The following is a 5,221-nucleotide window of genomic DNA, read 5'->3' as shown; positions in this document are numbered from 1 at the left end:
TGGCCGAAGTTGCCGGAATGCTGGCCGAACGCTTCACCATGGGCGCCAAAAATGATGAATAGGGACTCGTTGAACAATCCGCGGGCTTTAAGCCCTTCGATGAACTCGCCCAAAACCGCGTCACAGTAATGGAGTGCGTTGAGATAACGGCCCGCGTCGTCGTGTGCCGGGAAGGGGTTCGGTCCAGGAACTTCATAGGGATGATGCCCGGCGACCGGCAGGTAGGTGATGAAGAATTTTTCGCTGCGATGAAGTGAATCAATCCAGTTCAACATACGCCGCGCGGTGGCGGCATCGTCAACGCCGAAACTGGATTCGTGGTTTCCCCCGATGTCGCCCGCATCTTCCAGAATTTGGAACCCGCGGTGCTCGACAACGTCTTTCATGCCAAGATAAAGAAACCGGCCGGAGTGAAACAACGCCGTCCGATAGCCCGCATCCGCCAGCACCGTGGCTATCGAAGGCGTGGTCGACCGCGCGCAGATCTCCGGTTTCGTGTCCAAAGCCGGATACCGCGAACAGAGGACGGAAAAAAGCCCTTTGATGCTTTCCGGATAAACCGAGTAAGCGTTTTCAAACAGGACTGATTTTCGCGCCAGAGCGGTGAGATGAGGCATCGGGTCCTCGGTCAAACCGTAACGATGCAGATGGCGCGCGCCCGTCGATTCCAGGAGGACCATGACGACGTTGCGCCCTTTTGCCGCGCCCTTGAACCGCGACAAATCCTCCTGCTCCGCGGCGCTCGGGCCCGCGTCGGGAAATGGACTCTTTCGCCAGTCAGTTTCATCTGCAGACGTCGCTGGCACCCGCGGCCATGCGGTTTCAATCAGTGCGAAGAAGAAGTTGCGGTGCAGGCCGCCGGTCTCCACTCGGGCAGTGGCCGCTGGTCCCAGCGCCACCGTTGCCATAGCGACGACCGCCGCTGCTGCGCCCATCGATCGTCGAGGCCGCGCGCCCCGTAGTATCAGTGGAAGCATTACTGCCGCGCCGAGCACACACGCGATAAGTGACAGGTTTTCCGGGGTTAACTCATGCCGGATCGAATCAGCCAGCGCGCCTCGAGCGGCGCGCAACATCGGTGCCGTCAGTGGTGTGGACATCAGCCGAAACAGAGGAAGATTCAGTGCGACGTAGAGCGCGGTGACCGCATACACCGTCCATGCGATCCAAGGACGCCGCACCGTCATTCTCTCCAACATGGCAAATGCCAGGACCACCGCGAGATCCTGCCAGAGAAAGGCAGCGGGAGACCAGACAGAGATGGGGACGTCACGCCCGAGCAGAATCAAAATCCGCGCCAGCAACAGGACTCCGAAAAGACAGAGAGTTTTCATTTTCTGATCAGGTTCAGCCGTTTGAGGAGAAATAGCGAAACGACGACGCTCTCACCGCGCGGGCGCCACAGCCAGTCATGCACCAGAACCAATGGCGCCGGAGGGCGATGATAGATCGTCGAACGCTCGCCGATAAACGCCAGCGGAATTACCAACAGGTCGACTTCAGTCAGCGGCAAAGTGTCATGGAAGGCGTGAATGAATTTAACGGCGCGGCCCACGAAAGGTCGGGCGGAACGAAGGTTTTCCTCGCTCGCATCGATGATGGTCAGTCGGGCGCCGGGCAGAAGTTGCTGCAAAATCAAAGCAGTGCGCGGGAACATTCCACCGCCCACGATTCCCGCGTGGCGAACGCCTTCCAACGCGGGCAGCAGCGTGCGAACGGCGCGCTCATGTTGCCGGATCACGAATCGCTGGAGCGTGGGTGAACACAGGACGAGCCGCTCCAGGTTATTAAGGTCGAAGATTTCGAGCCAGCGCAGAACTGCCGGCCATCGGCTCGTTCGCGTTCCAGCCAGCTTTCGCAGCGGCAACCGCGCCCAATGTTCGACCGGCCGCGCGTGGTGCTCGGCATGATAGCCGTCGTTGAAGAACAGCAAATTGTAGAGTCGTCCGTAATGGCTCGTTGTCCCCTGTCTGTGTTCAAAAAAACCCTGCAACTGGCAAAGCCCCAAACCGAGGAGCCAGCCAGGAAGGTAAACCGTCAGGAGAAAGCCTGGCGTGAAAGCCAGCAATCCGCACCACAACGCGCAAAGCAGACAAACTTCCGCGGCGAGTTGACGGGACCAGTGCCAGCGCCCCGGCTGGCCCGCGTGATGAGCGAGATGCCGGTCACGCCACAGTCGATGGGGGATCCCAAGAATCAGGCTTTCAAAGGCCGAGAACGCGTCGTTCAGGGTGTTTGATCGGAAAAAAGGACGATGAATGAAGTTGTGCGCAATCGTGTTCGCGTTCCACCACAGGCCGAGAGCAATGATTGGTGCGGACGGAACAATCGTCAGCGCGATTGCGTGAGCGACGGCCAGCGCGACGAACAGGGCATCCCAGGTCGAATGTCGAAGGATGCTTCGTTTTTGCGGCAAAAGGATGGGGTCCGTGCGGAGTGCGGGTCTCGATTCAATCCTGCGGATTAACGCGGTCGGCGCACTCGTTTGAGCGTGCTCAACCGAGCATTCGTTGGGCGGGGACGCGGACATATCGCCCATTTCAAACACGCACCTACTGACTCTTTTTTTGAGCCTGCGTGCCCGGCGGTCTGGTGTGCCGTAGCCTGGCCAGTTGCCTCACCGGTTCGTAGTCTTTTTCCTCTTTCACCTTGATCAGCCCCATCGCGACCGGATACGGGTCCGCGTTCGCCGGTTTCGCGTCCAACTTGCGCAGCGTTCCTTTTTCGCCGTAGCGGCTGCCGAAGGCGACGATCTGGCCGGTGCCGGCCACGGACTTGAGGTCGGCCCATTCGTTGCGGCAAGCAGCCGGCTTGTCCGTGTTCAACTTGTAATACAGGTAACCGCGCTCGGCTTTTTTGTAGGTGTAACCGTAACCTTCCGCGATGGCAAACGCTCCCAGAATTTGAATCCGTTCCGGATTTGTCTCGTTTGGCTCGAACACGACTTTGTCGACCAGCGCGTAAATGCCGATCGGGTCGCTGGCGCGCGCCCGGGCTGCGCCAAGGCTGAACAGCGCGAGGAGCAATATCGCAAACTTCAGGCTGTTAACACGGGCCAGCAAAGGGGCGCCGACTCCCATCCCGCAAACGGCCGGGCGGGCGAATGGATGAAATGAGAAGTTTGTTTTCATACGGCCAATGTGACGCCGGGCGGCAACTCGAGTTGTCAGAAACTTGTAAAAGAGATGCAAAAGAAATGACAATCAAAGCCGAATCGCTGGCGCAAACGATGGAGCATTCTTCTTCACAGAAGTTCGCAAGTCTGTTTTCATGAAAGCTTGATAATACCGGGAGTTGGCCAAATCAGGTGCGCGTGCATTATATTCAAATGAGAACTGCTCTTCAGGACAAAGCCTTACGTGATGGGGTCCGAGCCGTGCTGGACCACATCAACCAGATGTTCTGTGCGTAATTCTGGAAGACTTGTTTGGAATCAGCTTTCGTCAAGGACACAACAGTTCATCAGGCGTACATCGGCGTGGAAAACGCAGTGGTCGAGTCAACGTTAGTCAACATTCGGGCGTTTGACGACTTTTGAAATGGCGTCCGAAAACATCCTGATGATCTTGTCCCGTCGGACATTCCCGGATTGAATTTGGGTCGCGCATTTCTCGGCAACGCACGGCAGGACATCAACAAGCAGATAGCGCATTTGACACATGTTTCTCTGGGTCGAGTGATGCGTTCATACCCATACAAGAGAATTCTAACTGCCGCTCTTCCAAGAGTGCGGGAGTTCTGCGCCTACGCGAGCACGGTGACCTCAAGAGATAGAGGACTCGCCACGTTTGTTCGCGAAACCATCCAGGTTATTGAACACATTTACGGTGTTTACCGAGTGCCGTAACATCCGGACCACGGAACAGCCGCTGGTCGCGGCGCGAATCGGCGGACACTGGTTATCCGGTGCCTCATTCGCTTCGGACACCTTCGGGTTGTTCAATCGCGCAACGCAGAATCTCGGCGGCGACGCTCACTTCTTTTCAGCAGGGTTTGTTTCCAAAAATTCCGGTTTTAAATCGCTTTTCGGCACGGCAACGAAATGGAACGGCGCGGTGAGCACCTGAATGGACAGCGACCCGGGTGGCGGCGAGGTTCGTTTCACGAAAATCTTCAATGACTTCTCAGTCTGCTCCACGCGGGCGATTTCAATCATGTAACCGCCGGTGCGCTTGATGCCCATCGTCACGGCAATGACCATTTCCTTTGCAAAATCAACGGCGGGGATTTTCTCCACTGATCCTGCGGACGCCGAGTGCTGTTTCCAGACTTTTCCCCACGCCGCCGCGTCGCGGATGACTTCCTGTCTGGGGTCCTTGACGCCACTGAACGCGCCTTTGGCCAGTGAGCGAACCGAGAGGGATTGAGCGTCGTCCGCGTTCATACAATTCAACAGGACAGTCAAAAACACGCCGATGAGTAACGATTCAATGACTTTCATGCACAGTGCGTCTCCGTTTCAAAACTAACACCGGGCCATCGGAAGCCAAACGCCTTTTTTCCTGTTTTTCGCGTTGTAGCATGAGACAATCCAGTCATGCTTCTCACGCCCGAAGAACTGGAGAGCCTCGTCAATGTCCAGCATCGGTCGCCGCACACGTTGCTCGGCATGCACCCGCTGGGCGATGGTTCCGGCCTGGTCGCGCGCGCCTTTCTTCCCAACGCCACGTCAGTCGAAGCCGTCCCGGTCCACGAGAAGAACAAGCCGAAAATCAAACTGAAGCCTGTCCACGACGCCGGTATTTTTGAAGGCGTCACCAGGGACGCCAGCCGGGTGTATGCTTATGATCTCGTGGTCACGCAAGGCGGGCAGGCGCGCCGGACGCGCGACCCGTTTTCATTTCTCCCGACATTGGGAGAAACCGATTTGTATTTGTTCGGGCAGGGGAACGAGCGGCGCATTTACGACAAACTCGGCGCGCAACTCCGGAACGTTGACGGCGTGGCGGGCACGAGTTTCGCGGTGTGGGCGCCGAATGCGCAGCGCATCAGTGTGGTCGGCGATTTTAACGGTTGGGACGGGCGATTTCATCCGATGCGCCACCTTGGTCCATCCGGCGTCTGGGAGATTTTCATTCCCGGTGTCCGAGAGGGTGCGCTTTACAAATACGAGATCAAGCACGCCAACGGCGCGCTCGTGCTGAAAACCGATCCGTACGGTTTTTTCTTCGAGCCGGCGCCGAAGAACGCCTCTATCGTGTGGGACAACCGCAAGTTCTCG

At 57.5% G+C, this 5,221-nt stretch carries 5 protein-coding genes; 1 reads left to right on the top strand and 4 read right to left on the bottom strand.

Features of this window, described 5'->3' with window-relative positions; all coding sequences use genetic code 11:
* The 4 genes from VN887_18760 to VN887_18745 all read right to left on the bottom strand — a co-directional run.
* Positions 1-1,334, bottom strand: a 1,334-nt coding sequence (locus tag VN887_18760; GenBank protein HXT42057.1) for an LTA synthase family protein, incomplete at its 3' end; no start/stop codon positions are given.
* The gene (locus tag VN887_18755) at positions 1,331-2,416 is read right to left on the bottom strand and encodes a fatty acid desaturase (protein ID HXT42056.1); all 1,086 of its coding nucleotides are present in this window, start codon (positions 2,414-2,416) and stop codon (positions 1,331-1,333) included. The genes VN887_18755 and VN887_18760, both read right to left, overlap by 4 nt.
* A gap of 136 nt (positions 2,417-2,552) precedes the next feature.
* Positions 2,553-3,131 (bottom strand): hypothetical protein, encoded by a 579-nt coding sequence (locus VN887_18750; GenBank protein HXT42055.1) that lies wholly within the window; start codon positions 3,129-3,131, stop codon positions 2,553-2,555.
* Between the two features lie 842 nt (positions 3,132-3,973).
* Positions 3,974-4,441, bottom strand: a complete 468-nt coding sequence (locus VN887_18745) for a protease complex subunit PrcB family protein (GenBank protein HXT42054.1) — start codon at positions 4,439-4,441, stop codon at positions 3,974-3,976.
* 96 nt (positions 4,442-4,537) lie between these two features.
* On the opposite strand from VN887_18745, the gene VN887_18740 reads away from it, so the two are divergent.
* A partial coding sequence (locus tag VN887_18740; GenBank protein HXT42053.1) for a 1,4-alpha-glucan branching enzyme occupies positions 4,538-5,221 on the top strand: 684 nt, incomplete at its 3' end.

It is taken from the genome of Candidatus Angelobacter sp., assembly GCA_035607015.1.
Classification (GTDB): Bacteria; Verrucomicrobiota; Verrucomicrobiia; order Limisphaerales; family AV2; genus AV2.
This window is presented reverse-complemented; position numbering and strand designations above follow the sequence as displayed.

What these genes read in the sequence shown, in the direction of transcription:
- VN887_18750 (HXT42055.1), bottom strand. Translation starts at nt 3,131, where the DNA reads ATGAAAACAAACTTCTCATTTCATCCATTCGCCCGCCCGGCCGTTTGC.
- VN887_18745 (HXT42054.1), bottom strand. Translation starts at nt 4,441, where the DNA reads ATGAAAGTCATTGAATCGTTACTCATCGGCGTGTTTTTGACTGTCCTG.